Annotated in this window: 28 protein-coding genes; 23 read left to right on the plus strand and 5 right to left on the minus strand. The window is 44.3% G+C overall.

Annotation, left to right across the window (positions count from 1 at the left end; translation table 11 throughout):
* Window positions 1-50: 50 nt before the first annotated feature.
* The 4 genes from CHX35_RS05045 to CHX35_RS05060 all read right to left on the minus strand — a co-directional run bounded on the left by CHX35_RS05045 (window position 51) and on the right by CHX35_RS05060 (window position 5680).
* Window positions 51-1991 carry a YhgE/Pip domain-containing protein gene (locus CHX35_RS05045; protein WP_091834882.1) on the minus strand — a complete coding sequence of 647 codons (1941 nt, stop codon included), beginning with the start codon at window positions 1989-1991 and terminating at the stop codon, window positions 51-53.
* The gene (locus tag CHX35_RS05050; RefSeq protein ID WP_176391894.1) at window positions 1988-2632 is read right to left on the minus strand and encodes an ATP-binding cassette domain-containing protein; all 645 of its coding nucleotides are present in this window, start codon (window positions 2630-2632) and stop codon (window positions 1988-1990) included. Before CHX35_RS05050 ends, CHX35_RS05045 begins: the two co-directional genes overlap by 4 nt.
* A 137-nt stretch (window positions 2633-2769) precedes the next feature.
* Window positions 2770-4479, minus strand: coding sequence for an ABC transporter permease/substrate binding protein (locus CHX35_RS17990; protein ID WP_091834888.1), 1710 nt, complete (start codon window positions 4477-4479; stop codon window positions 2770-2772).
* Window positions 4466-5680, minus strand: coding sequence for a quaternary amine ABC transporter ATP-binding protein (locus tag CHX35_RS05060; RefSeq protein WP_091834891.1), 1215 nt, complete (start codon window positions 5678-5680; stop codon window positions 4466-4468). Before CHX35_RS05060 ends, CHX35_RS17990 begins: the two co-directional genes overlap by 14 nt.
* Before the next feature lie 224 nt (window positions 5681-5904).
* Here CHX35_RS05060 and ylxM point away from each other — a divergent pair, with 224 nt between their 5' ends.
* The 11 genes from ylxM (at window position 5905) to CHX35_RS05115 (ending at window position 12784) form a co-directional block, all read left to right on the plus strand.
* Window positions 5905-6234, plus strand: a complete 330-nt coding sequence (gene ylxM, locus CHX35_RS05065) for a YlxM family DNA-binding protein (RefSeq protein WP_091834894.1) — start codon at window positions 5905-5907, stop codon at window positions 6232-6234.
* A 45-nt stretch (window positions 6235-6279) separates the two neighbouring features.
* Window positions 6280-7629 carry a signal recognition particle protein gene (gene ffh, locus CHX35_RS05070; RefSeq protein WP_091834896.1) on the plus strand — a complete coding sequence of 450 codons (1350 nt, stop codon included), beginning with the start codon at window positions 6280-6282 and terminating at the stop codon, window positions 7627-7629.
* Window positions 7630-7675: 46 nt separating this feature from the next.
* The gene (rpsP, locus tag CHX35_RS05075; protein ID WP_091734524.1) at window positions 7676-7948 is read left to right on the plus strand and encodes a 30S ribosomal protein S16; all 273 of its coding nucleotides are present in this window, start codon (window positions 7676-7678) and stop codon (window positions 7946-7948) included.
* A 41-nt stretch (window positions 7949-7989) separates the two neighbouring features.
* The gene (locus tag CHX35_RS05080) at window positions 7990-8217 is read left to right on the plus strand and encodes a KH domain-containing protein (RefSeq protein WP_091834899.1); all 228 of its coding nucleotides are present in this window, start codon (window positions 7990-7992) and stop codon (window positions 8215-8217) included.
* A gap of 42 nt (window positions 8218-8259) precedes the next feature.
* Window positions 8260-8781: a ribosome maturation factor RimM gene (gene rimM / locus CHX35_RS05085; protein ID WP_091834902.1), complete on the plus strand. Its 522-nt coding sequence runs from the start codon at window positions 8260-8262 to the stop codon at window positions 8779-8781.
* A gap of 15 nt (window positions 8782-8796) precedes the next feature.
* Window positions 8797-9537 carry a tRNA (guanosine(37)-N1)-methyltransferase TrmD gene (gene trmD / locus CHX35_RS05090; RefSeq protein ID WP_091834905.1) on the plus strand — a complete coding sequence of 247 codons (741 nt, stop codon included), beginning with the start codon at window positions 8797-8799 and terminating at the stop codon, window positions 9535-9537.
* Between the two features lie 122 nt (window positions 9538-9659).
* Window positions 9660-10004 (plus strand): 50S ribosomal protein L19, encoded by a 345-nt coding sequence (gene rplS / locus CHX35_RS05095; RefSeq protein ID WP_091834908.1) that lies wholly within the window; start codon window positions 9660-9662, stop codon window positions 10002-10004.
* Window positions 10005-10183: 179 nt separating this feature from the next.
* Window positions 10184-10735: a signal peptidase I gene (gene lepB / locus CHX35_RS05100; RefSeq protein WP_091834910.1), complete on the plus strand. Its 552-nt coding sequence runs from the start codon at window positions 10184-10186 to the stop codon at window positions 10733-10735.
* Between the two features lie 13 nt (window positions 10736-10748).
* Window positions 10749-11648, plus strand: a complete 900-nt coding sequence (gene ylqF, locus CHX35_RS05105; RefSeq protein WP_091835374.1) for a ribosome biogenesis GTPase YlqF — start codon at window positions 10749-10751, stop codon at window positions 11646-11648.
* On the plus strand, window positions 11617-12387 hold the full coding sequence (locus CHX35_RS05110) for a ribonuclease HII (RefSeq protein ID WP_091834911.1): 771 nt from the start codon (window positions 11617-11619) through the stop codon (window positions 12385-12387). The genes ylqF and CHX35_RS05110 overlap by 32 nt, the downstream gene beginning before the upstream one ends.
* 31 nt (window positions 12388-12418) lie before the next feature.
* Window positions 12419-12784 (plus strand): YraN family protein, encoded by a 366-nt coding sequence (locus tag CHX35_RS05115; protein ID WP_176391895.1) that lies wholly within the window; start codon window positions 12419-12421, stop codon window positions 12782-12784.
* 97 nt (window positions 12785-12881) lie between these two features.
* On the opposite strand, the gene CHX35_RS05120 is transcribed toward CHX35_RS05115, so the two are convergent.
* A complete protein-coding gene (locus CHX35_RS05120) occupies window positions 12882-13448 on the minus strand; it encodes a hypothetical protein (protein WP_091834917.1) in 567 nt (188 codons plus the stop codon).
* Between the two features lie 451 nt (window positions 13449-13899).
* On the opposite strand from CHX35_RS05120, the gene CHX35_RS05125 reads away from it, so the two are divergent.
* The 12 genes from CHX35_RS05125 to CHX35_RS05180 all read left to right on the plus strand — a co-directional run bounded on the left by CHX35_RS05125 (window position 13900) and on the right by CHX35_RS05180 (window position 26190).
* Window positions 13900-14325 carry a hypothetical protein gene (locus tag CHX35_RS05125; RefSeq protein ID WP_140413552.1) on the plus strand — a complete coding sequence of 142 codons (426 nt, stop codon included), beginning with the start codon at window positions 13900-13902 and terminating at the stop codon, window positions 14323-14325.
* A 141-nt stretch (window positions 14326-14466) separates the two neighbouring features.
* Window positions 14467-16089 carry an alkaline phosphatase D family protein gene (locus tag CHX35_RS05130; RefSeq protein ID WP_245838648.1) on the plus strand — a complete coding sequence of 541 codons (1623 nt, stop codon included), beginning with the start codon at window positions 14467-14469 and terminating at the stop codon, window positions 16087-16089.
* A 209-nt stretch (window positions 16090-16298) separates the two neighbouring features.
* Window positions 16299-16985 (plus strand): IspD/TarI family cytidylyltransferase, encoded by a 687-nt coding sequence (locus CHX35_RS05135; RefSeq protein ID WP_245838649.1) that lies wholly within the window; start codon window positions 16299-16301, stop codon window positions 16983-16985.
* 2 nt (window positions 16986-16987) lie between these two features.
* Window positions 16988-17746 (plus strand): SDR family NAD(P)-dependent oxidoreductase, encoded by a 759-nt coding sequence (locus tag CHX35_RS05140; protein WP_091834925.1) that lies wholly within the window; start codon window positions 16988-16990, stop codon window positions 17744-17746.
* Window positions 17747-17854: 108 nt separating this feature from the next.
* Window positions 17855-19213, plus strand: a complete 1359-nt coding sequence (locus CHX35_RS05145; RefSeq protein ID WP_245838662.1) for a CDP-glycerol glycerophosphotransferase family protein — start codon at window positions 17855-17857, stop codon at window positions 19211-19213.
* A 363-nt stretch (window positions 19214-19576) separates the two neighbouring features.
* Window positions 19577-19777, plus strand: a complete 201-nt coding sequence (locus tag CHX35_RS18145; RefSeq protein WP_091834932.1) for a M23 family metallopeptidase — start codon at window positions 19577-19579, stop codon at window positions 19775-19777.
* 640 nt (window positions 19778-20417) lie between these two features.
* Complete coding sequence (locus tag CHX35_RS05155; protein ID WP_091834934.1) at window positions 20418-20888, plus strand: Rok-like winged helix domain-containing protein; 471 nt, start codon at window positions 20418-20420, stop codon at window positions 20886-20888.
* Window positions 20889-21552: 664 nt separating this feature from the next.
* Complete coding sequence (locus CHX35_RS05160; protein ID WP_091834937.1) at window positions 21553-22119, plus strand: cysteine dioxygenase; 567 nt, start codon at window positions 21553-21555, stop codon at window positions 22117-22119.
* Complete coding sequence (locus tag CHX35_RS17735; protein WP_217895867.1) at window positions 22116-23327, plus strand: class I SAM-dependent methyltransferase; 1212 nt, start codon at window positions 22116-22118, stop codon at window positions 23325-23327. The genes CHX35_RS05160 and CHX35_RS17735 overlap by 4 nt, the downstream gene beginning before the upstream one ends.
* A complete protein-coding gene (locus CHX35_RS05170; protein WP_091834939.1) occupies window positions 23324-24256 on the plus strand; it encodes a DMT family transporter in 933 nt (310 codons plus the stop codon). Before CHX35_RS17735 ends, CHX35_RS05170 begins: the two co-directional genes overlap by 4 nt.
* Window positions 24257-24299: 43 nt before the next feature.
* Window positions 24300-25832, plus strand: coding sequence for a YifB family Mg chelatase-like AAA ATPase (locus CHX35_RS05175; RefSeq protein ID WP_091834942.1), 1533 nt, complete (start codon window positions 24300-24302; stop codon window positions 25830-25832).
* A gap of 58 nt (window positions 25833-25890) precedes the next feature.
* Entirely contained in the window at window positions 25891-26190 is a 300-nt protein-coding gene (locus tag CHX35_RS05180; RefSeq protein WP_091834945.1) for a hypothetical protein, read from the plus strand.
* The last annotated feature ends 4 nt before the right edge of the window (window positions 26191-26194 follow it).

A 26194-nucleotide genomic window follows, 5' to 3' on the forward strand; every position in this document is an offset into this window, starting at 1 on the left:
GGTTCCATTCGATGATGAATGGAACCTTTGTTATATAAATTTAACATTAATCAAGTGGGATTATTAATATCCTGGGGTCTAAATTGCCTACGCTGGAAAAATAACCACCCGCACAGGGTGAAGAGCCAAAAGGCAAGTAAAGCGAGGGAGGAATTTCTTATTCCCGCTGGGTTGTCCAAGGCAATGACATCGCGCAATCCATTTACAGCGTAGGTCATTGGTAAAAAGGGATGGATAGCCTGAACCGAGCTGGGGAGCAGCTCCACAGGGAAGGTTCCGCCACTCGAAATCAATTGCAATAGTAACACGACAATCGATAATAATCGACCGAGACCATTCCCACAAGCAATGATTAAAAAACCGATGATGGAGATAGACATCCAAGCAATGATCATTAGAAAGCCATAAAAGGCTAGAGTGGATTTCAAGGGAAGGCCCAAGCCTTGATGAATAACAAGACCCGTGATCAGTGCTTGCAATAGACCAATGGGCAAAAGCGCAAGATATTTTCCCAAAGCGGTGATTGAAGGAGGGTGAGGTGCTAATTTCCAACGAGCGTCGTAAATGGGAACCACAAAAAAAGTCATGACACTCCCAACCCATAGGGAGAGAGGTAAGAAATAAGGTGCGAGTCCTGTTCCGTATTGGCTAACGGGAAAAAGTCGTATTTCTTTGGTTTTGACAGGTTCAGCAAAGACCGGAGCCAATTTATCCGAGGGCGACTTCGAATTAGCGACCGCTTGAGATAGTTTTTTTCCTAATTGACGATTCCCAGCAGCCAGCTTCTTTGATCCCTTCGCAAGGTCATTGATGCCTGCTGAAAGTTTTTGCATCCCCTTGTCCAGCTTTTTAGCGCCAGTATCCAATTCATCGGCACCCTTTTCCAACTTGTTAGCCCCTTGTGCAAGTTTGTGTATGGAGGAAGTTAATTGGTTGACCTGTGAAAGCCCAGAGGTCGCTGCAGTTGAAAGCAATGTTGGCAAACGATTCTCCATTTGATCGAGGGGAGTTTTTAGATTTTCGGAGGTATCTTCCCATTCTTTCGTTTGATCCATCACCTCTTGATAGGAAGAATCCGAGGATAATTTGGGGTAGTTCTCGGGAAGTGATTCCAGGTCGCGCCGAATATTCCCTTCGATCCTTTGAAGTTGATCAAAGGTTTTTTGAGCAGTAGCCAATTGGGTTTGAAACTGCTTGATCTTTTTGGATCCTTGAATTTGCGATTGGGTGTTTTTTGCGGCACCCATTAGTTTGGATACTTCCTTATCCAACTTCGTCAATCCGTCAGCTAATTTATCTAGCCCTGTTTTCAGTTGGGAGGTTCCTTTGGTGAATTGCTTTGTTGCTGCGGAAGCTTCATCCGTTCCCTTTTTTAATTTTTGAATGCCATCATTTAGCTCCTCTACCCCATCCGCTAGCTGGTTGGCAGCGCTGGCTGCTTCATTGATTCCGCCCTTGGATTGACCGACGATATCGAGTAAATTTTGAACGTATTCTTTGGTAAATTCGTTGCTAACTTTTTCTCGAATTTGTCCCTCCAGTCGTTTTGAAATTTGCGTTGTAATATAGTTTTTTCCTTCATTTAGCGTAAAGTTCAATTGTGCTGATCGAGGGTGATCGCCTTCAACAGATAAGATATCTTCCGTGAAATCCTTAGGTACACGCACGACTAAGTAATAGGTGTCCCCCTTTACACCCTGCATCGCGGTGTTGTTGTCGGTCTCATGCCAGTCGAGTTGAATGTCTTCCTTCATGCTTTTGACAAAATCCTTGCCATACTGGACGGTTTTTCCGTCTTTGCTTCCGCCTGCATCTTCATTGACGAGGGCGACAGGGAGATGCTCTAAAGAACCATAGGGATCCCAAAAGGCATAAAGATAGAGACCACTGTACAAGAGGGGAACAAAGATCACAGCAATTAGACTAAGTCGAGTAATCTTATCACGAAAGATACGGAGCCATTCTGTGCGAGTTACGGTCCAGATATTCATGGGTGTGCCTCCGTTGTTTGCGAAAAATCAAGATGATGGGAGCAAAGTTTGACGGTCTCTTCGCGCATCGTGGTTGTGATTAATATCATGGAATATTGTGCGATGGTCTCCGATAGATCTGCCCATAAATGTTGCCATTCACTTCCGGTCATGCCTTCTTCGGGATCATCAAGTAGGAGAAGGTGAGGCTGGTGAGCCAAAGCAACTGCAATACCTGCTCGCATTCGTAGATGTCGATTCACATCCATGACCCGCTGATCTTTTACCGTTTCCAAGCGCCAATTCTGTAATAATTGATGAGTGCGCTGTTTAATCGATCCCGCTCGAAAAAGACGAATATGCATCTTGATGTGTTCTTCAATCGTTAGGGTTGGAAATAAGGGGATTAAATCGCGGATCGGTCCTACTCCAATATCGCGCGGTTTTAATGGACGTTGTCCTCCCCTTCCTTCAATAAATACTTCACCGGTGGAAGGGGACATCAGGCCTCCAATAGAAAGCAACCAGCTAGTACGGCCTGTTCCAGATGGTCCATATAAAGCAACGGCACTATTGGCTTCCCATGTTGTATTAATGGAAAAAGGAAAGTAATTGAGTCCCTTATGGATGACGCTAAATTTACGTAACGAGAGGCTCTCCATCTCGATCCCTCCGACAGTCGGATGTTTCCCTTTCTTCAGTATGAGTTTCAAGCAAGAATCCATGCATCAGAAGATGGGGAATCCAAACCAAACAAAAAAGCTCGGGTGATTTCACCCGAGCTTTTTAATGGTACTTCTTATTTAAGCCACTTATCGACTTTATCAGGGTGGGCTTCAATCCAGTCCTTGGCAGCTTTTGATGGAGAGGCACCATTACTGATGTCCAACATTACTTTTTCCATATCTTTTGGCGACCAATAGAACTGATCCATGATCTTATAAGCCTTTGGATTTTTAGATTTCAAGTCTTTGTTAACGATGGTGTGAATTTTTTCTTCTTGACCAAATTCATGCTTTGGATCATCTAAGAACTTCAATTTCATTTTTGCAAACATCCAGTGAGGCTTCCAGCCAACGACAACAACCGGCTTTTTCTCTTTATAAGCCTTTTCGAGAGAGGCTGCCATTGCTGCACTGGAGCTTTCAACAAGCTTCATGGGTAGTTTGTAGTCCTTGATCAATTTATCCGTTTGCACCATCATGTCTGAGCCGGCTTCGATCCCGATAATTTCATTATCATATTCCTTGGCATCCCGTCGTAAATCAGCAACAGAGTTTGCCTTTACATAGGAGGGAACAACGAGGCCAAGAGCAGTTCCTTCGAGATTCGGACCCAAGTCTTTAATTTGATCCTTGTATTTTTTCACATAAGCCTCATGTTGAACAGGCAACCACGCAGCCGTAGTACCATCAGCTGATCCGCTGGCTACACCTGCAAACATCGGTCCAAGATCGACTTCAAGCAATTTGACATGAAATCCTGCTTTTTCAAGCGCTGCTTTCAATACATTACTACTTGCAACCTCAGAATCCCAGTTCACATAGGTGAGGGTGACTGTTGGTTTGCTACTTGCGGATTGTGATACAGCCGGGAAGGAAATGAGGGATAATGCAAGGATAGTTGCTACTGCGCCACGCCAATGTTTACCAAACCAACTTGCCGTGGAGGTTTTTTCTTTCTTGGTTTCAGAGGCGAGATTTTGGGTAATCCGATCCAATAGGATCGCAATAATGACGATACATAGACCGCCTTCAAAACCAATTCCTACTTTCAATTGGGTAATCGCCCGTAACACAACGGAACCAAGCCCGCCAGCACCGATCATAGAAGCGATAACCACCATGGATAGCGAAAGCATGATGGTTTGGTTAATCCCTGCCATAATGGTGGACTTTGCAAGAGGAAGTTGGATTTTAATCAGTTTTTGACGAGGTGTGGAGCCAAAGGCATCGGCTGCTTCAATTAATTGGCTGTCCACCTGACGAATTCCCAGGTTAGTTAAACGAATGGTTGGAGGCATGGCGAAAATAACCGATGCAAAAATACCCGGAACGGCCCCTAGAGAGAAGAAAAAGACAGCAGGGATCAGGTATACAAAGGCAGGCATCGTCTGCATCAGGTCAAGAATCGGCATGATGATATTTTGTGCTCGTGCACTCCGTGACGCGAGAATACCGAGAGGAAGACCTAATATAATGGAGATCACCGTTGCAGTCAAAACCAGAGCGATGGTTTCGACACTTTGATTCCAGTATCCAAGGGAATCAATAAGTAACAATCCGATCAAGGTGTAAACACCCAGTCGTAGACGAGTAATGAGCCAAACGATCAAGCTGAGTGCAAGGATTGCCACCCATGTAGGAGGGGCAGTCAGGACCGTTTGGAAAAAGTTAACGGTAGGTTCGACGATTCCCATTATAAACGCAAACAACGGTTTAAAGTTATCCTGTAACCAATGAACAACTGCATTAATCCATTTATCGAGTGGGATTTTAGGTAGATTCATTGCTAATGACCCCATTTCCAGCGAGGGCGGCAAAGATCGATCCTCTTACCACAACTCCGCGTAATTTTCCTTTTTCATCCACAACAACAGCTGGTTGAGCAAATTGATTTTCAGCCATTTGTTGCAATAGTTCGCTGACCGGAGTATCTTCGGTTGCAGTAACGACATCCGTGATAAGCACTTTTTCTAACGCTTTTTCTTCCTCTTTTTCCTCTAACACTTTTTTGGCTTCTTCAGCAGTTAGAATTCCGAGGAATTTCCGGTCGCGATTGACTACCATCACGGTGGAGGTTCCATTTTCGCGCATCCGTTTTAATGCGACACGTGGACCTTCTTTACCTAACACAAGAACTTCGGATCGTTTCATTATGGTGCCAGCAGTTAATACCTTCGTCAGGTTCACGTCTTCGACGAATCGTTCCACATAGGCGTTAGCTGGATTGGTTAAAATTTCTTCGGGTGTACCCACTTGCACAATGGAGCCGTCTTTCATCAATGCGATACGGTCGCCGATGCGAAGCGCTTCGTCCAAGTCGTGGGTAATGAAGATAATCGTTTTGTGCATGCTGGATTGAAGATCTAACAATTCATCCTGCATATCTTTACGAATCAAAGGATCCAACGCACTGAAGGCTTCGTCCATCAATAGGATGTCAGGATCATTTGCCAAGGCCCTAGCGAGGCCGACGCGTTGTTGCATCCCTCCTGATAATTGGTCGGGCAGACTATCTGCGTAATCGTTTAGTCCAACCAACTTTAATGATTCCAAGGCTTTCTGTTCACGTTCCTGACGGGAAATGCCTTGAATTTCCAACCCATATTCCACATTTTCTCGCACCGTGCGATGAGGAAATAAGGCAAACTTTTGAAACACCATCCCCATTTTTCTCCTACGCAATCGGCGTAATTCGTCAGCGTTCATTTTAGCAACATCTTCCTCATCAATGAGGATGGAGCCGCTTGTTGGGTTAATCAACCGGTTAAGCAGTCGAACCAAGGTAGACTTTCCGCTACCGGAAAGACCCATAATCACAAAAATCTCACCGTTTTCGACGTGGAAGTTTGCGTGGTTAACGCCGACGGTCATCCCGGTTTCCCGTAAAATGTCCTCTTTACTCTTCCCCTCGTTTGACAGCTTTAGAGCCTTCGAGGGGGATCTACCGAAAATCTTGGTTAGGTCCCGGACTTCAACTTTTTTCATCGTAATCCCCCTTTTCCATTTGTAATGCCACGCCTATCCATCGATTAGTCTTTACTAAAAAGTGGGCAGCGAAGCTTGGTAAAGTATAACGGAAATAAAAATCAGTTTCCAATCCCAACATGGGTATCAAGTAAAACACCTTGACATGGACTTGTCCACTTGATAAGATATTTAGCGTGTAAAGGGTGATACCCTGACAGAGGGATGCGAGGTGTACTTATACGGTGTTAGAAAAAACGACCCGCGTCAACCTACTGTATGATTTCTATTCCCCACTTCTCACCAAGAAACAACAACAAATCCTAGAATTTTATTTTCATGAAGACTGGTCAATGGGAGAAATTGCCGATCATCTAGGAATTTCTAGGCAAGCCGTCTTCGAAGGGTTGAAGCGTGCACAGGGAGCATTGGAAGAGTGGGAAGAGGCATTGCGCCTTCTCCAACGTCATCTTAAACGACGGGAGATCGCTGATCGGATTATTTCTGAGATGCAGAATTCTCCTCAAAGTGAACGTGTGAAGAGCATGGTTCAGGAATTGTTGGATCTGGACTGATGTTTTGATAAAGTGGATGAACCTGAAGATCTGGGAGGCGGCACGATGGCATTTGAAGGATTGTCCGAACGCCTGCAATCTGCGCTACAAAAGTTGCGTGGGAAAGGGAAAGTGAACGAAGCTGACGTCAAGGCTGTTATGCGCGAGGTTCGCCTTGCTCTCCTTGAAGCGGATGTTAACTTCAAAGTGGTGAAGGAGTTCGTTTCCCGTGTGAGCGAGCGCGCCGTCGGTCAAGAAGTGCTAAAAAGTCTGACCCCTGGCCAACAGGTCATTAAAGTCGTTAATGAAGAGCTTACCCAACTAATGGGGGGTTCGCAAGCCAAACTGGCCCTCAATTCCAAGCCATCGGTAATTATGATGGTGGGTTTGCAGGGTGCGGGGAAAACGACAACAAGTGGGAAGTTGGCACTTCACTTACAAAAGCAAAATAAACGGCCCTTACTGGTTGCAGGGGATGTCTATCGTCCTGCCGCTATTCGTCAGCTAGAAGTATTGGGTGAGAGCATTGAGATCCCCGTTTTTTCTCTCGGGGATAAAGAGGACCCGGTCAAAATTGCAGAACAAGGTGTCGCCAAAGCCAAAGAAGAAGGTCACGATGTTGTGATTGTGGATACGGCGGGCCGCTTGCATGTCGATGAAGCGATGATGGATGAGCTTAAGAAGATCCGTGAACGGGTGAAGCCGGATGAAGTTCTCCTTGTGGTTGATGCAATGACCGGGCAAGATGCAGTCAATGTGGCAGAGAACTTTAATAAAGAGATGAGTTTAACGGGTGTCGTCCTTACCAAACTGGATGGAGACACACGGGGTGGGGCGGCTCTATCTGTAAAGTCGGTTACCCAGTGTCCGGTGAAATTTGCCGGAATGGGTGAAAAGGTGGATGCGCTTGAGCCTTTTCATCCAGAACGGATGGCTTCGCGAATTCTCGGGATGGGGGATGTACTCACCCTGATCGAAAAGGCACAAGCCAATGTGGATCAAGAGAAAGCGCGTGAGCTGGAGCGGAAGATGCGCAGCCAACAGTTTACCTTCGATGATTTCCTTACCCAGTTGGAACAGGTGAAAAATATGGGTCCCTTGGATGAACTTCTCGGCATGATGCCAGGAATGGGTCAGATGAAAGGGCTCAAGAACATGCAAGTGGATGAAAAACAATTGGGTAAAGTGGAAGCGATCATTCGCTCGATGACTCGGGACGAGAAACAGAATCCCGAGATTATCAATGCGAGTCGTCGGAAGCGACTGGCGGCGGGGAGTGGTACGACGGTCCAAGATGTTAACCGTTTGATCAAGCAATTTATGGACATGAAGAAGATGATGAAGCAGTTCACTTCCATGACCAAAGGCAAGAAGAAAAAAGGAATGGGGCGATTTAAGTTCCCATTTATGCAATAACCTGTGATTCATCATCGGTTTACCCTGTAGAGGAGGTGAAGTTCAAATGGCAGTAAAAATCCGCTTGAAACGTATGGGTGCGAAAAAAGCTCCTTTCTATCGTGTCGTGGTGGCAGATTCTCGTGCTCCTCGCGATGGTCGTTTTATTGAAGAGATTGGGTACTACAACCCGTTGACTCAACCGGCCCAAGTGAAAATTAATGCAGAGAAAGCGATTCAATGGCTTTCTGATGGTGCACAGCCATCTGATACGGTGAAAAACTTGTTCCGTAAAGAAGGCATTTTGAAAACCATCCATGAAGCAAAAAACCAGAAGTAAAGTTCCTTTGTCCTAATAGCAGGACGTGAGGGGGAATCCCTTTGCAAAAACTGATCGAAACGATCGCCAAAGCGTTGGTGGATCATCCAGACCAAATTCGTATACAGGAACGAGAAGAAGAAGACCGCATGGTCTATATCCTCTCGGTCGCTCCTGAGGATATGGGGAAGGTGATCGGTAAGCAGGGTCGGATTGCCAAGGCTTTACGAACGGTTGTCGGAGCAGCTGCGGTCAAAGCAAAGAAGCGCGTCATCGTGGAGATTGTTTAACGCGGGACGGACTGCGGTGATACCCAGAAAGGAGGCCGGTTGATGTCTAAACCGGACTGGTTGACTGTCGGTCATATCGCCGGCACCCATGGGGTCCGTGGTGAGGTCCGCGTGGTCTCCCGTACGGACTACCCCGAACTCCGTTTTGTCCCCGATGCAAGGCTGATACTTGAACACCCTCGATTGAAGGAGAACCTTTCCTTGACTGTGGAAAGTGTCCGTTCGCATCAGAAAGGGTATTTGATCCGTTTTCGTGAATGGCCGGATCTAACTACAGCGGAACCCTATAAAGGGGGGACCCTGTTGGTTAACCGTTCTGAAGGCGTGGAGGGAGAGGAAGATGGTTTTTACCTCTATGAGATCATGGGTTGTGAAGTGGTGACGACGGAGGGAGAGAGCCTCGGTACAATCACAAACATCCTACAACCTGGGGCAAACGACGTCTGGGTCGTTCGCAGGCCAAAAGGAAAGGAGCTTCTCATTCCTTTCATCGAAGATGTGGTGAAGGAAGTGGATGTCGCCGCCAAGCGTGTGACGATCCAATGGATGGAGGGGCTCGATTGATCGAGGTGAAGGTAGTTGCGTTTTGACGTACTCACGCTTTTTCCAGAAATGTTTACAGGATTTTTCTCTTCCAGCATCATGAAGCGAGCGATTGAAAAGGGATTGGTTACAGCATCCGCTGTCAACTTTCGTGATTATACGACGGATAAACACCGAACCGTTGATGATACGCCCTATGGTGGTGGTAGCGGGATGGTGCTGAAACCGGAACCTTTATTCCGGGCAGTGGAGGACCTAAGGCGGGAGAAGACAGAGGCACCTCGCGTGTTGATGATGAGCCCCCAAGGCCAGCCCTTCACACAAAAAAAAGCAGAAGAGCTATCCACAGTTTCCCATTTGATCTTGCTCTGTGGGCATTATGAAGGCTTTGATGAGCGAGTGAGAGAGCATTTGGTTGATGAAGAAATCTCCATTGGGGACTACGTTCTCACAGGAGGCGAGCTACCTGCCATGGTGGTGGTTGATAGCATCAGCCGATTGTTACCAGGGGTGCTTGGGAACGAATCATCAGCAGATGAGGATTCTTTTTCGACCGGGCTGTTGGAATATCCCCAGTATACTCGTCCTGCTGAATTTCGTGGTTGGAAGATACCGGATGTGCTACTTTCAGGTCATCACCGTCAAATTGATGAATGGCGCCGGCAAGAATCATTGCGACGTACATGGAAGCGACGTCCAGATTTATTGGACTCAGCAAACTTGACGGAGAAAGACCGTGCTTTTCTCGTGACATTGTTGGATGAAGAACCTTCTTAACGAGGGATCCTGGAAGCCAGTTCTCTGATTGTTTTTGGACACAATCCTATGGTAAAATGAGTTTTGTGCTTTACAAGCCAACGGATCTTTTTGAAAAAACTTTTGGAAGGAGGGAAACTGATATGAATCCGGTTGTACGTGAATTGGGTGAACAACAGTTGCGTAAGGATATTCCTCTCTTTCGCGCTGGTGATACCGTAAAAGTACACGTGAAAGTTGTCGAAGGTAGCCGTGAACGGATCCAGCTCTTCGAAGGAGTTGTGATTCAGCGCCGTGGCGGTGGTATTTCTGAAACCTTTACGGTTCGGAAAATTTCCTACGGGGTGGGTGTTGAGCGGACTTTCCCGCTTCATTCTCCTCGAATCGACAAACTGGAAGTTGCCCGTCGTGGTAAAGTCCGTCGTGCGAAATTGTACTACCTACGTGAGCGTCGTGGTAAAGCGGCACGTATTAAAGAAATCCATTAATTGTTTAAAAGGGCTTGAATCCTCAAGCCCTTTTATGAGTTAGTACAGAGTAATCTGACAAATGAGGGAGTATTGACCTCATCTTACGGGAGGATGAGGTCAATACTCGCTCCGTACCATTCAGCCGAGGGTGATTTTTGGCTAAATGGTTACGTTGTGCGATAGTCAGGAGGAGCATCATGAGTGAGTTTGTCCCCCGTTCAGTGAAACATGGAAGACAACAGCGGGGAAGTGATGAAGCATGGGAATGGCTTCAAGCACTTGCCATCGCTGTGGTGTTCGCTTTGATCATTCGCGAGTTAGTTTTTTCACCGTTTAGTGTATCGGGCCCCTCGATGATGTCCACGGTACATGATCATGATAAAGTCATTGTAAATAAATTAATTTATCGAATTGGTGATATAAAGCACGATGATGTCATTGTGTTCGAAGCACCTGAAAAAAAAGACTACATCAAACGGGTAATTGCATTACCAGGTGAGGTGGTCTCTGCGCAAAATAATGTTGTCCGAGTAAATGGGAAAAGTATAGATGAGCCCTATATCGATGAAGGTAATCGAACCGAAGATTTTGGGCCGGTGAAAGTGCCTGCCAATCATATCTTCGCAATGGGGGATAATCGCAGTAATTCAAAAGATAGTCGCGTTCTCGGGCCAATCTCGATGGATAAGGTGATTGGAAGGGCGGATGTTATTTTTTGGCCAACTGAACACTTTGCGTTTTTGTGGTGAAAAGGGTGATAAGATGAGTACCATTCAATGGTTTCCCGGTCATATGGCGAAAGCCCGTCGTGAAGTTGAGGAAAAAATTAAGCAGGTTGACTTGGTATTTGAATTGTTAGATGCTAGGCTGCCCATGGCTAGCCGTAATCCAATGATTGATGAAGTCCTTGGTGAAAAATTACGGGTCATTATCTTGACAAAAAGCGATTTAGCCGATGCGGAAGTGACAAAGGAATGGAGTGAACACTTTCGTGCCAGCCATATCAAGGTGCTTCCAATTGATACCCTTTCTGGTGAGGGAATCAAGAAGATCCCATTGATCAGTAGAGAATTAATGAAGGAAAAATTAGCGAATCGGGAACGTAAAGGAATCAGAAGTGAGCGGATTCGAGCGATGGTGGTAGGGGTTCCTAATGTAGGAAAATCGGCTCTCATTAATCGGCTAGCAGGAAGAAGTGTTGCAAAGACTGGCGATCGACCAGGAATTACTCGGATGCAACAGTGGATCAAGGTCGGTGATGGTATGGAGCTTCTCGATACACCGGGGATTCTCTGGCCAAAGTTCGAAGATCAGATTGTAGGATTCCGTTTGGCAGCAAGTGGGGCCATTCGTGAAGATATTCTCCCCATCGATGAGGTGGGGCTTTATTTACTGAGCTATCTTGGGGAGTGGTATCCAAGGCTTTTGAGTGAGCGCTATAAGATAGAGGATCCGCAATCGATGGAAGGGCTTCAGCTATTGGAAGAGGTGGGCCGTCGTCGGGGCTGTATGCGGAAAGGCGGCGAAATTGATTATGATAAGGCGGCAGATATTGTCGTAAAAGATCTCCGCTCAGGACGATTGGGTAGAATTTCCTTAGAGCGTCCATCTGATTGGGAGGGTGAAATGGATGAAGGCGACGGAGACCATCCGCCAGATTGAGTGCCGTTTACAAAATGAAGAGGTCGATCCCAATTGGGTAAAGGAATTACTTTTGGACCCTCGTGTGGGGGTCCAAAGTCGAGCAAAGGCATATCTAAGACGTTTAGAACGTTTGAGAAAAGAACAAGAGCGGATGAATAACCTTTGGAAATTTGAACGTACATATTGGCAAAATGGATACCCCATGATCGCAGGCCTCGATGAAGCAGGTCGGGGACCTCTCGCAGGACCGGTTACGGCTGCGGCGGTGATATTGCCTGAAAATTTTGATGTATCAGGATTGGATGACTCTAAAAAATTAAGTGCTGAAGCACGTCAAAGGCTTCGTCACCGTATTGAGCAAGAAGCAATCGCTGTTGGAGTGGGTATGGTGGACGCTAGCACCATCGATGAGATTAATATCCTCCAAGCGACCTATCTTGCTATGCGACAAGCATTACAGTCCTTAGCTGTTCAACCGAATTTCTTGCTGATTGATGCCATTGAATTGCCTGAACCGTCCATACCGCAAAAAGGGATTATTAAAGGAGATGCTTTGAGTCATTCCATAGCGGCTGCGTCCATTATTGCAAAGACGGTTCGTGACGAATGGATGATGAAGGCAGCAGAAAATTTTCCGGGGTATGGATTTGATCGCCATATGGGATATGGGACAGCAGAGCATTTAGGAGCATTGGACGAGTTAGGTCCATGTGACATTCATCGTAGAAGCTTTGGGCCGGTTACCAACCGGTTATAAAACTGGATTCTTCATGCTAGGTGGTGGGCAAGTGGAGAAGGATCGGCGGAGAGCAACGGGTACTTATGGTGAACAATTGGCACGACGTCACTTGGAGGCTAAGGGGTGGTTGATTCGTGAAACCAATTGGCGTACCCGTATCGGTGAATTGGATATTGTTGCTGAAAAGAAGGGCTGGATTCTCTTTGTTGAGGTGCGAACGACTCGGGGAAACTCATTCGGATATGGTTTTCAATCCGTTGATCGAAAAAAACAACAGCAGGTTCGTCGGCTTGTCACCCAATATCTTCGTCAACACCAACTTGAACATCATCCCGTGCGAATCGACGTCATTTCAATTTTATTAGATAGGAAAGAAGAAGTTCTTAAAATGGATCATATAGAAGGTGCCTTTTAAAGTCATATCATTTTTAATTAAGGGAATTGAATTTTTATATATCGGAGGGAATCGCGAGCCAACAATAAAACACCCCTAAAAAGGGGTGTTTTATTGTTTAAACGGCTTCTAAATGGGTGTTCAACAGTTCTTGGTAGAGATCCTCTCCGCCAATATGAACACGGAAAGAAACGAGATCTTTCCCATTGATTTGCCACTGATGCAACTGTTGAAAGACGAGATAAATACTCTTTTTCACTTCAATATGAGGATACAGTTTTAAGTCAACAAATTGACTATACAGATTCGGTTTCTCCACGCGATGAGAACCTACCTTCATCGCCTTTAAACTCTCTTCCAATCCTTTTAAGAGATAAGAGAGCCAATCAGGTCTGTCTCCATCTTCTAAAAAGTGAATGGTAAAGCCCATCATTGGATAGCGATGGATGTCAGACTCAGAATATACGCTTTCTTCTTGATGACCGGCGTCATAGAGGAAAAACTCAATATGTATTTTGCGGGAGGGCACATCAACTGTCTTCTTGCTCTTTTTCAGCTTTTGCTGCAACCGCAGTTCGTTATTTTCTCTCTTTAAGCGATCAATTTCTTTATGCAATCGATCCGGTTCTTCCATATGAGAAGGCTCCGTCGCCGTGTCGAAGAAGCGCTTCATCCATGAGAACATATACAACGTCCCCCTTAGCGACCTTCTTGCTCCTATTATACTTGACTGAGGGGAGCGAACCAAGATCATTCTTATAAAGTATTTTCTTAAAAGAAAGGATGAAAAATTTCATCAAGAAAGTAAAGGGGGCAAAAGGGAGTCTTATCGTGGCATTTTCCACAAATTTAGTTAAAAGGGTGGGTGTTTTGTTCAATCAAATTTTTAAAGTTACCCTTTCATGAACCGTATTTTTGATCGTGGGGGATCAGTATGGCTCACCGTAGGAGAACCATACAGGATAGGTCGTGAATCATAACAGAATAGATTTAAAACAACTAGAAAAGGGAGTCTCACTTGCGGATAGTGGTTTGATGGATATGCATCAAGGTAAGTTCCCAATCACTTCATTCTATTAACCATATAATAGAGTATATTTCATGATCCTGCGATGGAGGGGATGATTATAATTCAAGTGAGTAGAGCGAGGCAAGGAAGACTTACACCAAGCTTTCGATTTAGTTCAAGCCGGGTATTAGGAGGAAATGTTGCATCAGACTTAACGCTTGTCGAAGTGGGGGTACAGGGCCCGATTCAACCACAAACGGGATCCGTCTTAACACCTAGTTTTGTAAAGCTATTTAATCGTTTGGTAGGAAACCAGCTCAATTGCAAAACATTAATTATACGAGGCGCTCCTATTCCTAGTGGAACGAGTGGGCAACCGATTCAACGTCTGCCCTTTCAACCCAGCCTAGAATTATTGGCACCTTACATTTTTAATCGATTGCAGGGGCCATTCAAATTACAGGGGCTGACTCTTCAATTTGTGATGTTAGAAGCAATGGAACTAAGGTCGACTTTCAGGAGAGGTCAGGTTTCCCCCTTGACCAGAAGATAGATACATCATCACGAACAAATCCGCTGATGGCGGTTTTGTTCGTGATGATGACTTTGATGTATGGCAAGGGGGTGTCGCGTTCAAACTGTTAGGGTGGACTTATTTACCAATAACAGTTGATGAGAAAAGGGGTGGCCTTTTGTGGATCATGAACGTGATCAATTGTTTGCTAGATTAGAAAGGCTGATTCCCTCGGTACATATGGATCGGCGTGATTTTTTGAAGTCAATAGGAAAAGGTGCATTCCTTGCTCTTATATGGACGATTACGCAACCCCTACCAGGAACGAAGGTGTTTGCAATGCCGAGATATCTCTCCTACCCCTTTCGTCTGGGTGTTGCATCAGGGGATCCCCTTCCCGATGGGTGTATTTTGTGGACGCGTTTAGCCCCTGTTCCGTTGAAGGGAGGAGGGATGTCTACCTATGATATACCGGTTCGCTGGGAAGTGGCTGAAGATGATCAATTTCAACGAGTGATTCGTAAGGGGGAGACAACGGCTCGGGCAACATTGGGGCATTCTGTGCACGTGGATGTGCGTGGGTTAAGGCCAGGAAGAGAATATTTCTATCGCTTTAAATCGGGGTCAGATATTAGCGCCGTTGGTAGAACAAAGACTGCGCCTCACAAAGGAGACCCCACTCGTAGGATTAATCTTGCTTATGCTTCGTGTCAACAATACGAACATGGTTACTACACAGCTTATCAGCACATGTCCCGTGAAGACCTTGATGTAGTCCTTCACCTAGGTGATTATATCTATGAATATGGACCCGAAAAATATTTGGCATCGAGTGGTAATGTTCGACGGCATAATAGTCCCGAAGTGAAAAGTTTAGGGGACTACCGAAATCGATATGCTCAGTATCGTATGGATCCAGATTTACAGGCGGCTCACGCGGCCTTTCCATGGATAGTTGTCTGGGATGATCATGAAGTGGATAATAATTATGCAGGTTCCCATCCAGAACATGATCAATCTCCCACTGCGTTTTTGCGACGAAGAGCTGCCGCTTACCAAGCGTATTATGAACATATGCCGATGAGGCTTTCAACCTTGCCTCAAGGTCCGCAAATGAAAATCTATCGTCGATTTACTTTTGGTGACCTTGTAGAGTTTAATATGCTGGATACTCGTCAATATCGGGATAATCAAGTGGGGAGCAGTAAATGGAGTCAGATGGAGGAGGAGTCGTTAAATCCTCAGCGGACAATGTTGGGTGAAGTACAGGAAAATTGGTTAATGAAAGGCCTCTTTCAATCAAAGGCAAGGTGGAATGTATTGGCGCAACAAGTTTTTTTCTCTCGTTTAGATAAAAGAAGGGGGGGAGATCACTATCGAAACATGGATGCTTGGGATGGTTATGTTGCTTCCCAACATCGGTTAATTCAACGTTTTAGCGAGTTGAAAAATGTGAATCCTATTATTTTAACCGGGGATGTTCATTCCAATTGGGCGTGTGATTTAAAAACCGATTACAATTATTCGCGCTCTCCGGTGGTTGGAAGTGAATTTGTGGGAACCTCCATTACCTCTGAAGGGGATGGATTCGATATGAAACCATATTACTTAAAGTTATTAGCGAATAATGATCATGTTCATTTTTTTAATGGTCAGCGAGGGTATGTACGATGCCAAATTACGCCTGAGTATTGGCAAACAGATTATCGGATTTTACCTTACGTTAGCAAACCCGGTGCGCCCATTGTGACAAGAGAATCCTTCGTTGTGGAATATGGTCGACCAGGTATTCAAAAGGGATAAGAGACTCGCATGAAGCCCGTTCTGATTGAATGGGTTTCTTTGGTATGTACTTACTGCCGGCAAAAAATTTACTATTGAAAAAAAGAAAAAAACCATGGGAAGTGAACACAAAATCAAATCCTCTTGCGAATAACAGTATGTAGAGTATAATTGCAAGTGGATCACTAACAAAAATAATTCTTCAAATTAAAGGAATGGGCAGGGATAAAATGAAGAGTATAAGTATGATTTTGTTATCTGGTGGAATCGGTACACGAATGAAAACAACGGTTCCGAAACAGTTTCTACCTATTGGTGGCAAGCCAATGATTGTCCATGTATTAGAGAAAATCGACCAAATTATTGCGGTTGACGAAATTATTATACCATCACCTCAAAAATACATTGAACAAACAAAAGAACTTATACAAGCACATCAGTTCTCTAAAAAGATAAACGTGATTCCTGGAGGTTCTACTCGTCAAGAATCGGTGATGAAGGGGCTAGAGAGGGTGAGTCACCCTAATGTACTCATCCATGAAGCAGTACGACCCATTGTACAAAAGGAGGAATTCGAAGAACTTATTTCGTGTGAGACGACGAATGCAACCTATGGGACAGATATCCCTTTCACAGTGCTCGAAGGAGAGGGCTGGATTGAAAGAACATTAGACCGTGATCGCTTAATTAATATACAGTTGCCGCAAAAGTTCGATACGGCTCTACTAATGGAAGCACACCAAAGAGCAGATCAAGAGAAACGTGACTTTACCGAAGATGCTAGCCTGTTTTTTCATTATCAAAAAGAAAAAGTGGCAGTGTTAGAAGGGACAGAGTTTAACATTAAAATTACAAAACCGATTGATCAAAAAATCGGAGAGATCATTTACAAGGAGTACATCTTAGGGGGAGAATAAAGATGAAAACATGCATAATTAGTGGTGCGAGCCGCGGAATTGGACGAGCGATCGCTATCCAACTCAGCGAAAGAGACGATATTCAGAATCTCGTGTTGCTGGCGCGAGATGAAATCGAACTCAATGAGACAAAGAGATTGATGAATCCGGATAAGAATATCGTGCTTTATTCCTTGGATCTTACTGAAGGAAAGCAAATTGAGGAAATTGTCAAAGATACCGGAGATCGCTATGGCGGGGTTCACCTTTTGCTCAATGTAGCAGGATATGCTGAACCAAAATCGCTCTTAGAAACAACGGTAGAAAACTGGGAAACGACGTATCAAGTGAATGTACAATCCGTATTTTTAATTACCCGTGAAGTCGTAAAATGGATGAAAAAATCAGGTGGGAAGATATTGAATGTTGCTTCTACAGCAGGCATGAGTGCTCGTCCAGGCTGGCTCGCCTATGCTTCTTCTAAGGCTGCACTAATTAGCATGTCCCATACGTTGTCTGACGAATTAGCTGAGTACGGAATCAAGGTATATTGTGTATCCCCGGGTCGATGTGCTACCGATTTGCGTCGAACATTAGCTCCTGACGAGGATCAATCAAAAATTATGCAACCGGAAGATGTTGCAGAAGTTGTGGATAGCTTACTTTCGAATCCGGGTCTTTGTCTAGATGGACAAAATATGGTTATTCGTCAACAGCCAAAGTTTTATCAAAATCAAGTAGAATTAGAAACTAAAGAACAAAATGAGTCTGTTACGGCATAGGAGTGAACTGAGAGGTTATTGATCGTCAGATAAAAACAGCTCGAAATTCCCCGCTGAAGGCGGGGAATTTCCAGTTCACTATCGATGAGAGAGGAAGTATTTGCAGTGATGGAATGGCAACTTATTGATAAAATGCAAATCTTGCAGTTTTTTCTTTTGTTTATTATCTTAATAGGTGTATATCGCTCGGTGATTGTTAAAGTATTGAAGAAAACAAAGGTTTTTTTGCGTCGTTTTATTGGTGTTTTTATCTATCAATTTGCAAGACTTTTTCCTCGGGATCCGAAGGTGGTTGTCTTTGGAGCGGAAGCTGGACAGGGTTTTCGTGGAAACCCCAAGTACCTGTATTTAGAAGCAAAACAGGATCATCGAATTCGATGCATTTGGGTGCTGAAGAATCAAGCTGCCATCAAGCGTATGAATGATGAAGGTATGGAATGTTATTCTGTTCATTCTTTAAAAGGAATTTATTTTCAATTGCGGGCAAAAACATTTATACACTCTCACTCAATACATGATGACTTTAATCGTTTTCTTTTGGGTGGAGCGACCTCCATCAACACTTGGCATGGAGTAGGATTGAAGAAAGTGTGGGGGGCTAACAAAAAAACCTACACCTATAAATCGCTACACGAAAAAAATCGCTTCAAACGATGGCTACATTCCTTTGTCGTTCGTACACAAAATGCGGGAACAAGTTATGTGATTTCTACCAGTGACCGAGTCTCCTCTTACTATCCTGAAACTTTCTTAGTGAAGAAAGAAAATGTTTTGCAATTGGGTCAAGCTCGAAATGATATATTTTTCCATGATACTGAACAAGATGAAGAAATTCCTTCCTATATTAGGGAAAGTCGAATTATCACGTATATGCCGACGCATCGTAATTTTGGTAAATTGGACAAAAATATTAATCGAGTGTTGGATTTAAAACAATTGGATGCCTTCTGTGAGGCGCATGGATACAAGTTTATTGTTAAGAGGCATATGTACAGTAATGGGCAAGTCCCTACCCGGCTGAAAAATATCATCGACATCAGTAAGGAAAATATTGATCCGCAGATGCTATTAAAATATACGGATATATTGGTGACGGATTTCTCTAGTTGTTATACGGACTTCCTATTACTCAATCGTCCTGTGTTATTTTATAGCTATGATTTGGAAGAGTACCTGGAAAAATCAAATGAAATGTATCATGACTATTATGATGTAACACCTGGACCTAAAATCGAAGATTTTTCTTCGTTTATGAGTGCATTAACTGATGTGGTAAATGGAATGGATACATTTGAGGAAGAGCGCAAAGAGGTGCTTGATATCTTCTATGAAGAGAAGAACCAACATGTAGTAACGAATAAACAGGTATCTTATATTTTTGAGAACATCTTAAAACTTCCATTTGTAAAAGATGAAAGAGGATCGAGAACTTCATCCAAAGAAAGTGATTCCATTTCAGTATCGTAAAAATGCCCCCTGATTTTTCACGGGGCAGGAAGAGTGTTAAACCCAACGATTCTCTTTAACCCATCGCTGAAGGCGTTTTAGATAAGTAGTGCCTCTACGTCTGACTTCCTCAGCACGTGGTCCCAAAATGATTGTGATTTTCATAAGCTTGTCCCCTTTCAAGAACGATTGAGTTACCTAACGGTATGCACTTGCATATCAAAATATGTATAGAATTAGTAGGATTGCCCTTCTTCTGTATCGAAGGGGTTCACCTCGATTTTCATAGACTAGTAGGGAAGAACATGGAGGTGGTTCCTTTGATACAAAAGAAAGGGCTTAAATATTATCTGAATAGATTAACTATTCTAATAAAATTCTTATATGGCTAGTACCACAGTATATGCTCATTTTAGTAAAATCCATGGGAAGCCTAGGGAAAAGGTTGTAAAAGGTAGTATTATCGGAATTATGGGTAAAACGGAAAAGGTAAAGGCGAAATTTCCGAATTTACACTTTGAAGTCAGACTATCGGAGAATGGTTTGCCAATTAACCCATTAACGGTACTTCCTGCTATAGAATAAATTATTGACATAAAAGAGATCGTAGTATAGTCTATTATCACGAAAAATGAAAATTGTTATCAGGTAAAAATAGGATTGTGGGACTAGGATATATGATTCGGAAAATTTCCAGTGATTGTCTAAGAAAAATGGATAGATTTCTTCAAAGAAATATCCTTATATCTGGATAAATCGATGAATCATGTGGAAGAGTATTGAAGCAATTTTATGAATGAATAGTGATTCGATTGGGGGGGTGGTGGCCGGGACCGTGTACATAACGGAACCAGTTAATGTTTTTGATGCTATAATTGTTGTTAAATGAAGCGGTAACAGGGGAAAAAGGGGATTGGGGAAGGGTTATCAAAAAAAAGTTGGTGATTTTCCCTAAATTTCCTGCCTAGGGGATTTTAGTTTGTGTATTTATTGTCAATGATTTTAATAAGAAAATCGATTACCATGTTTTTATAAGCAAGTTTATCATCCTTCGTAGCTAATCAACCGTTTCATGAAGGAAACAGATCCCCTGATGTGGAAACGAATAGGCAATGGAATGAAACCTTCTGTTGCTTCATACGTTCCGAACTTCTGACAAAAACGGTCGGGCTTGTTTTTTTAGGGTGATAGAAGTGCAAATACATAAGACAAAGGAGAATATTCTATGGAAATGCAAGAGCAAGAATGGGGAACCACCCAAGAGGTAGATGAGACGATGGAGGAAAAAATTCGTAGAGTAGTCCGTGATGAACAAGCCCTGATTCTTTCGACATTGCGAAACGGGCTTGACCATGCTTTATTCCAATACTTGAAGGAACATGGATTTGATGAAATTCCTGAGGAATTGCGTGCACCAATTGGCGGCGCCGATGCAGATGAGGAAGCAAAGGATAAAACACCATTAGTTGATCCTGCATTGACTAAAGGGATTCATAAAAAGACGATTCTTGCTGCTGAATTGGTGGCTGAGATTCTACGTGATCATGGCTCCCTCCGTTTGTCCCATCTGAAAGAAGAAGTTGAAAAACGCGGGGGTAGCTTGGGAAGCAACCCAACCATTCTAATGAAAAGCATTATGAAAATCTGTCCTGCAATTAAAAAGACAGGTCGGGGTCGTTTTACCTACGAACAGTAATTACCTACGAACAGTTATAAAATGTCTGTAGAAGAGCTCTCAGCGGCGAACTGAGGGCTTTTCTTTTGTGTTATGAACCTTCATTTGCAACCACTTCTTGTCGTCAAATAAAGCATAAATACTATTTTCGCAATTTAATAAAAATAATATTCTATTGTACGAGGCTACAAAACAGCAGGTGGAATTTTGTAGAAGATGTTTTTTAACCATCCAATTCAAGTCCATCTTTGGGAAACAGCTTCCATTTACCGTAACTAGAATATAACGGTAATTTCAAACTTACCAAAGGATGATTCTTTTTTCAAATAGTAATTTTCATGGATTGCCTAACTGATGGATGAATATGGTTGATCAGGGGGGATTAGCTTGCGAATAAGTCTCTTTTTCCCCGAATAATACGTTTTTCGAGATTTTTTGCACTTGAAATTTATTTATGATGGGTGAAATTCGTCTGATAACGCGATTGAGTGGCTTTTTTTTAGTTAGACGATGGAAGTGTTAGAAGGCATGTTGTATAAATAAATATTTTTTTTGGATAAAGGATGATACCGAATGAGTGTCGAAATGACAAAGAGTTTAGAAAGAAAGAAAAAATATAACTACCCTATTCCGATTGGATTTCTTAATTATGCGATTTAATTTTCATTCCTAAGGAGTGAGTCAATTGAGCTTTTTATCTAAACTTCAACATGCCTTCGATTGTTTGAATGACCCGACAGCCCGGGAGCTAAAGGACGTATTGGATCATTTGCAGGTTGAAGAAGAGGAATTGCGTCAATTTTTGGAGGAGCCAGGCTTATTTCCCTATGGAAGAAAGTTGTTATATCAATCAGAGCACGTCGAAGTGTTGCTGATGAACTGGGCGAAGCAATTTAAATGTGCTCCCCATGATCATGGAGACTCCCATGGCTGGGTTCATGTGGTAAAGGGAGAATCGACACAAACCGTTTATTCACTTGAAAAGGAGGTCCCGATTCCAAAGCACACGGGAATCAGTGCAGAAGGAACGAGTTTTTTTGCTCCGCGGACAATGGTTCATGATATGGAAAATTGTAGCGAATCTGCGCTAATCACGCTTCATGTGTATTCACCTCCAATCTCAGGCATGAAGGTATATGATTTGGAACGTTGCATGTCTTGTATCGTCAGTAAAGATTGTGGGGCATGGTGGCCCGAGGAACAGCGTCAACGGTTAAAAGAGATGAAATTAGGGGAGGTGGTACCCCGATGAGTCTCCTTCATTTAACGACCCTTTTAAAGGATGATACCGTGACGAAGGAAGAGATTGAAAAGTTTATGTGCCAGCATTCCTTCTACTTGCACGAAATTCCAGAGCAACAAAATAGAGGACCTCAATCGACAATTTTGATGGAGAATGCAGATCGACGTTGTGAGTGTCTCAAAGTAGAGAGAAAAGAGGATTCAAAGCCACGTCAATATCCTCATGCAAAAAAAATAATTGGCATCTTACACAGTCGCATGGTGTACGAGGAATTTGTATGGAGTAATGAGGATTATCATATAACGAAGCGGGAACGCATTGGGGTTGGTGAGACCATCGTTATTTATCCGAATATCATCTTCCGCTTATACTCACCCGATGAGAGCGATCCTGCCTATATTATTGAGCTGAGCTTATCGGATGTTTGTGATTTCACCTTCCGTTCCCACGTGAATGCTCCAATGGATGGCCCTGAAACGGATCTACCGGATTATTATTACGGGTATGATGCTCGATATAAAAGAGTGTATGAAGAAGGGGGCACTTTATGGGAGGAGGAAGGTGCGAATCAGGCCTTAGTATGGTTTGCTGAGCATTATGGATTAAAGGGGAAGCGTGTGATTGATCTCGGATGTGGTGAAGGGCGTGACAGTATATTTTTGGCTCAACGTGGTGTGGATGTGACGGGTGTGGATGTTGCTCGCTCCGCTCTGGAAAGAGCAAGGGAGCGGACACGGGCAGCCAGTTTATTTTGTACCTTTTTGGAGCGAGATGTTATCTATCTACGGAACATTCCAGCGGAAACCTTTGATTTTGCGATTAATATGGGGTGTCTACATATGCTTACAGAGGAGGATCAAAGGCTTAAGCACCTAAAGCGAGTTTATGAAATTATGAAGCCAGGGGGCTATTTTCTTTTGGCCCATTGTCGGGAAAAGTGGTTGGAGGGATTTTTCTCTGTGCCGGACTATACTAGTGTAGGTCCAATCGTGCCTGGGAGAGTCATTGAGAGAAAAATTCGTACGAAGGAGGGGAGCAAGATGATCCCCCTCGAGTTATTGCCCTATAAGGAATCATCCGTAGATGAGTTAACCCAAGAGTTAAATCAAGCGCAATTTTCCGTTGTTGAGGTGTTTAATGAGCATACACAAGCCTTTGGCAACACCAATGTGCTGGTGGCCCGTAAACCACTCGCTACACAGGAGGGATCTGATTGAAATTTCGTTTTCTCTTTGTGGTTCTCTGTTTAGTATGGGGATCCACTTGGCTCGCCATCAAAATTGGAGTGAATCATGCCCCTCCTCTTTGGTCAGCCGGTACCCGATTCTTTTTGGCGGGACTGTTACTTATGGGATGGTACCGTTGGAAACATGGTTCGTTTCACATAGAGAAAAAGGCGATCCGTCATATTGTGATCTTAGGATTTTTGGTGATTGCAGTAACCTTTGGCTTGATCTACTGGGGAGAGCAGTGGGTCTCATCAGGGCTGACGGCGGTCTTGGTACAAGGGTTAATCCCCATTTTCATGCTCCTCTTTAGTTGGCTTTATCGCCATAGCACCTTAAATGGACCGCTCGTCGGGGGAATTTTTCTTGGACTATTTGGAGTGTTGGTGATCTTTATGCCGCAGATTAAGTCTCCGGATAATGGGATGGCGATCCTCGGCATGTTGTCCATTATTTTAGGGACCTTGGCCTATTGTTGGGGGGCGGTTATCAGTAAAGACACACTGAATCAGTATTCCTCCATTCTTATCTCCGGGCTGGAAAACTTGATGGGTGGCGCTGTCTTGATGATGGTAGCGCCGGTGATGGAGTGGCGGGAAATTGTTTCCTTTGGATACATGGATCAGGCATTTGTGTGGAGTTGGTTGTACCTGGTTGTAATTGGATCCATCGTCGGCTTTACTGTATTTACGTATTTACTAAAGGAATGGGGGGCCGTCCGTGTCTCTCTCTACTCCTTTTTCACCCCGATGGTGGCTCTCTTGCTCGGTACTTTGTTTTATCAGGAAAAGATTACTTGGGAGCAGCTACTTGGATCGGGAATGGTGCTTGTGGGAGTCTGGATCACCAACCGTTATACCTCGGCGAAAAAAGCTCAACCATCCGCTGCTGTGAAGCTGCAAGAAGAGTCCCTTCAATAAGAGTCGAGGGATCCAGTCCGATAGAGAAACACAGGAGGATGATATGTACGCCAAGCTGCATGCATGTACGGTCTTAGGGGTCGATGGCACAACGGTTGAAGTAGAAGTCGATATAAGTAATGGCTTGCCTGTATTTGATGTAGTTGGTCTACCCGATACTGCAGTGCGTGAGTCCAGGGACCGCGTCCGATCTGCCGTGAAAAATTCAGGGTATCCATTCCCATTACAGCGCATTACGACGAATCTAGCACCGGCAGATCTAAAAAAGGAGGGCGCTGGATTTGATTTAGCGATCGCCATAGGGGTACTGGGAGCGAGTGGTCAATTGCCAGTGACCGACTTTAAGAAAGACCTTTGGCTAGGAGAGCTCGCATTAGATGGAACGTTACGGCCATTAAGCGGGATTCTCCCCATGGTCATTGCAGGCAGAGATGCAGGCTTTCAACGCGTCTGGCTCCCCCATGCCAATCGAGGGGAGGCTAGCCTTGTTGAAGGCCTTGAAGTAATTCCTCTCCATTCGCTAACCGAAGCCGTAGATCGGTTAAAGGGAGAAATAAGAGAAGAGGACTCCCTAGAGTCCTTCGCAAGGGATGCTGAGGTAGAGCTTCCCCTTGATGATTTTTCCGATGTACAAGGACAAGTCCACGTCAAACGAGCGATGGAAGTTGCTGCAGCTGGCATGCATAATCTTCTTTTTATTGGCCCACCAGGGTCTGGGAAGACCATGTTAGCCAAAAGGTTACCCTCCATCTTGCCAGATATGTCCATCGATGAATCCTTAGAGGTAACCAAAGTAGTTAGCATTGCTGGTCACATGACAGAGAGGGGCCGACTTGTCACCCGGCGACCCTTTCGCTCGCCTCATCACACGATCTCCCAGGTGGGGCTCACAGGAGGGGGAGCCGTGCCCAAACCCGGTGAAGTTAGCTTAGCTCACCGCGGGGTGCTTTTTCTTGACGAGATGCCAGAGTTTGCAAAGAGTACCCTAGAAGTGCTCCGCCAACCTTTGGAAGATCGCGAGGTGACCATTAGCCGTGCGAAGGCGGTGTTCACCTTCCCAGCTCAATTCATGTTGGTGGGCTCAATGAATCCTTGTCCGTGTGGTTATTTTGGATATGAGGAGGATCGCGGATGTACTTGTACCCCTTATCAAGTACAACGCTATCGCTCCAAATTATCTGGCCCGTTATTAGATCGAATCGATATCCATGTCGAAGTCCCACGAATCGATTTTCAGACCCTTACAAGCAATGAAAAGGAAGAGAGCTCGGCGATTGTTCGTAAACGAGTTAACCAGGCACATGATGTGCAGAAGGAACGCTTTCAAGGAAAGGGGGTACGAAATAACGCCACCATGTCACCCTCTCTCATCAAAAAACACTGCAACATCGATCAAGAATCCCGCAATTTACTGCAACAATCCTTTGATGCGCTAGGCCTTTCTGCCCGTGCCCATGATCGGATTCTTAAACTGGCTCGGACCATCGCCGATCTAGAGGGAGCCAAAACAATTGAAGTTCCCCACGTGGCGGAAGCCATTCAATACCGAACACTGGATCGGAAGTGGTGGGAGTAAGGTGAGTGAATGAATGATGATAAGTGTCGGTTAAAGGGATCGGTGGTTTAACCCTTCTTTGAAGGATCTGATCGAGGAATATCAAAGTTCCCTCAAAAAGACTCGTGAAGCAAACAAGGGCTATTTCGCTGAGTATGAAAGAGACGGTCAGCAAGAACTTGACTTTGGTCTTCTTTCCAGTATGGAGAGGGATCTGCCATTTGTCTTAAAATGGCTCACTACTGGCCGGCAAACGGGGAGATACCAAGGGGTTGAGCGGTCGGCGGATTATCAGAAAGAGGTGCCTGCCGATCCACAGTGGTTTGATCAGGAGAAGTTAGGTCATCCTTTGAAGCTGCCTGCGTCAAGAGAGTTGTAGGAGC

The sequence above is a fragment of the Marininema halotolerans genome (assembly GCF_900116235.1).
In the GTDB taxonomy this organism is placed as follows: Bacteria; Bacillota; Bacilli; order Thermoactinomycetales; family DSM-45169; genus Marininema; species Marininema halotolerans.